The 3308-nt window shown below is 69.4% G+C and carries 3 protein-coding genes; all 3 read right to left on the reverse strand.

The window, feature by feature from the left end:
• Positions 1-1162: lytic transglycosylase domain-containing protein (locus B8W69_RS29340; protein WP_439330654.1), on the reverse strand; the 1162-nt coding region annotated here is incomplete at its 3' end.
• Between the two features lie 107 nt (positions 1163-1269).
• On the reverse strand, positions 1270-1812 hold the full coding sequence (locus B8W69_RS29345) for a DUF1003 domain-containing protein (protein WP_085293137.1): 543 nt from the start codon (positions 1810-1812) through the stop codon (positions 1270-1272).
• Positions 1809-3116: a magnesium transporter MgtE N-terminal domain-containing protein gene (locus B8W69_RS29350; RefSeq protein ID WP_085293138.1), complete on the reverse strand. Its 1308-nt coding sequence runs from the start codon at positions 3114-3116 to the stop codon at positions 1809-1811. Before B8W69_RS29350 ends, B8W69_RS29345 begins: the two co-directional genes overlap by 4 nt.
• Positions 3117-3308 lie beyond the last annotated feature (192 nt).

A 3308-nucleotide genomic window follows, 5' to 3' on the forward strand; every position in this document is an offset into this window, starting at 1 on the left:
GTGCCGGGGGTGCGAACGGTGCCGGGGGCGCGAACGGCGGCGGTGGGCCCGCGGGCGGGGTGCCCTGCGAGCTGATGCAGATCACCGTGCAACCGGGAATCTGGGCCGGCGCCTGCTGGGGCGTGGGCGTCATCCACGGGAACATCGGCGGGGGGCTGACGAGCGCTGGGCTGCTCAGGTCGATCAGCGGAACGCGCGCCAGCGGGTCGTCCAGCGGCAGGCCGTTGATGTTCATCGGCAGGTTGGGGCCGAGCCCTTCGGGGTGCTCGAGGTGCGCGTCGCCCAGCGGCGGCGGCGGTCCGGTCATCGGCGGCAGGGCGACCGGCACCACGCCGGTGGCGTAGGCCGCCGCCCAGCCCAGCACGTTCTGCGCGTAGGGCATCGAGTTGTTGTAGCGCAGGATCGCAGTCAGGACCTGCGACTGGTCACGCAGGTTGAGCCCGCCGCTGCACAGGTAGCGGGCGGCCGCCAGGGTGGCGTCGAAGATGTTTTGCGGATCCGCCACGCCGTCGCCCTTGCCGTCCGAGGCGTAACGCGCCCAGGTCCCCGGCAGGAATTGCATCGGTCCCATCGCGCGGGCGTAGGTGACGCGGTTGCCGGCGCTGCTCTGGATGATCGTTTCGTTGCCGGGCAGCGTGCCGTCCAGCGACGGGCCGTAGATCGGGTTGATCGCGGTGCCGCGCGCGTCGACAGCGCCGCCGCCCGCGTGGCCCGATTCGATGCGCCCGATGCCGGCCAGCAAGTTCCAGCTCACGCCACAGCCCGGGACGGCGACGGCCATCTTCTGTTCCGCGCTGCGATATGCGGCCAGCGCGATGCTCGGAATGCCCAGTGCGCCGGGTGCATTGACGATCATCGCCGGCGGCGGGGCGGACAACGCGGGCTCGGCGACGTGAAAGACGGTCGGGCCGCGGTCGATCGCGACGACGGCGGGGCCGGTGAGGTCAGGGAAGGTCGGTGAGACCGCGGCCACGGGGGTGACGGCGGCATGCCGCGGCGACATTCGCACCGGAAGCGAAGGGGCCGCTGCGCTGACCGCCCCCGCGAAGACCAGTGGAGTAATCATTGCTATGCCGAAAATCGGCTTGCGCGTGTTCCGAAGTGTTCGCTGCCGCTCAGTCGCGGCGGCGGGGCTCTCACCCCGGCTTCCCCCAATGCGCACTCGACCGTCCTAGATATGTGAGCTGGGAACACTTTCTGTTAGCTCGGTGAACCAGATCACCATACATAACTCTTGTGACACGAGTGGCGCAATGGTCCAAACGGTTCTCACCTGGATTTCTTAGCTGTTCTCTCTAGGCCGTCGCCGCGCGCAACCGGCTGGACGTCCGCGGTTTCGGGCAGCAGATGGGTCAGCAGTTCGCGCAGGTCATCGAGCTCGTGACGCAGGTATTCGCGTGTCACGCCCTCGCCGACGGCCAGCCGCAACGCGGCCAGTTCGCGCGCCAGGTACTCGGTGTCGGCTTTAGTTTCGGCGGCTCGACGACGGTCTTGCTCCAGCGCGACTCGGTCGCGGTTCTCCTGGCGGTTCTGCGCCAACAGGATCAACGGGGCCGCGTAGGCGGCCTGAGTGGAGAAGGCGAGGTTCAGCAGGATGAACGGATAGGGGTCGAAGCGCTCCGCGACCGCGATGAGGTTGAACGCGATCCACAGCACCACCACGACCGTCTGGATCAGCAGATAGCGGCCGGTGCCGAAGAAGCGCGCGATCGACTCGGTGATCTGCCCTACGGCCTCGGGGTCCAGCCGCGGTGAATACCTGCGCGACGTCCGCGGGGTGTACAGCCCCCGCGGGGCCGAGGATTTGCTCACTCGGATCCTCCCAGTCCGTTGACCCGGGCGGCTGCGTCGAACGCCTGCATGTCCACCCGCCAGTCGTGCGGCAGCAAGTGATCGAGCAGGTCGTCCACCGTTACCGCGCCGAGCAGATGATTCTGGTCGTCGACCACCGGTCCACACACCAGGTTGTACGCGGCCAGGTAGCGGGTGACCGCACCAAGCGGGGTCTCCGGCGTCAAGGTCAACAGGTCGCTGTCGACAATCCCGCCGACCAGAGCCGCCGGCGGCTCACGCAGCAGACGTTGGAGGGGAACGCAGCCCAGGTAGTGGCCGGTGGGGGTGGCCGTCGGCGGGCGCGCGACGAACACCATGGACGACAGCGCGGTGGTGAGTTCGGGGTCGCGAGCCCGGGCCAGCGCCTCGGCAACCGACGTGTCGGGAGTCAGCACCACGGGGTCCGATGTCATCAAGCCGCCGGCGGTGTCAGGGGAGTGCGCGAGGAGCCGGCGCACCGGCTCGGAGTCATCGGGATCCATCCGGGTCAGCAGCATCTCGGCGTCGGTCGGATTCAGCACCCCGAGCAGGTCGGCCGCGTCGTCGGGATCCATCTCCTCGAGCACGTCGGCGGAGCGTTCGGTACCCAGCTGCGACAGCACGTCGGCCTGATCCAATTCGGGCAGCTCCTGCAAAACGTCGGCCAGTCGGTCGTCGTCGAGCGCCTGGAGCACCTCGTAGCGCCGCTTGACCGGCAGCCCGCGGATGGCATCCGCCACGTCGACCGCCCTGCGGCCCTCGAACTGCTCCAGCAGTTGGGTCACTCCCTGGCCCGGCAATGACAGCGCCGACGGGGTCAGGCCCTGCACGTTCTGCCAGTCGACGACGTGGACGGGGCCGCGCCGTCCCAGCCGCCTCGGCACGCGGACGGCGACCCTGGTGACCATCCAGTCCCGGGTCCGGGTTTGTTCGATCCCCAGGTCGGTGATGACCACGTCGAGGCCCGCCAGCTCCGGCAGATCGGGGTCGTTCACCTTGACTTGCGTGTCGAGCACCTGGCCCATCGCCAGTACCTCGCCGGGGCGCTGCACGAAATGGCGCAGGGACACGCTGCCGGTGCTCAGCGTCACGGCGTTGGGTTCGATGGAGGCGACCCGCAGGATCGGGATGAAGATGCTGCGCCGCGTCGCCAGGTCGACGACCAGCCCGAGCACCCGCGGTTGCTGGCGCACGATGCTGATGCTGATCACGACATCGCGCACTCGCCCCACGGATTCGCCGAGCGGACCCAACACCAACATCCGCGACAGCCGCGCGATGTACACCCTGTTGACCGATCCCATGGATATAGAGCCTAGGCAGCCGTCGGCGGGATGGCCGACAACCCAGGCCCCGGGTCTGATGCGGGGCGACCCGCTGCGCCCGGCTCCGCCGCGCTTGCGATCGCCCCGGGTGGGCTGCGGGGCGACCCGCTGCGCCGGGCTCCGCCGCGCTTGCGATCGCCCCGGGTCTGATGCGGGGCGACCCGCTGCGCC

Origin of the sequence: Mycolicibacterium vulneris (assembly GCF_002104765.1) — a bacterium.
GTDB classification, from domain to species: domain Bacteria; phylum Actinomycetota; class Actinomycetes; order Mycobacteriales; family Mycobacteriaceae; genus Mycobacterium; species Mycobacterium vulneris.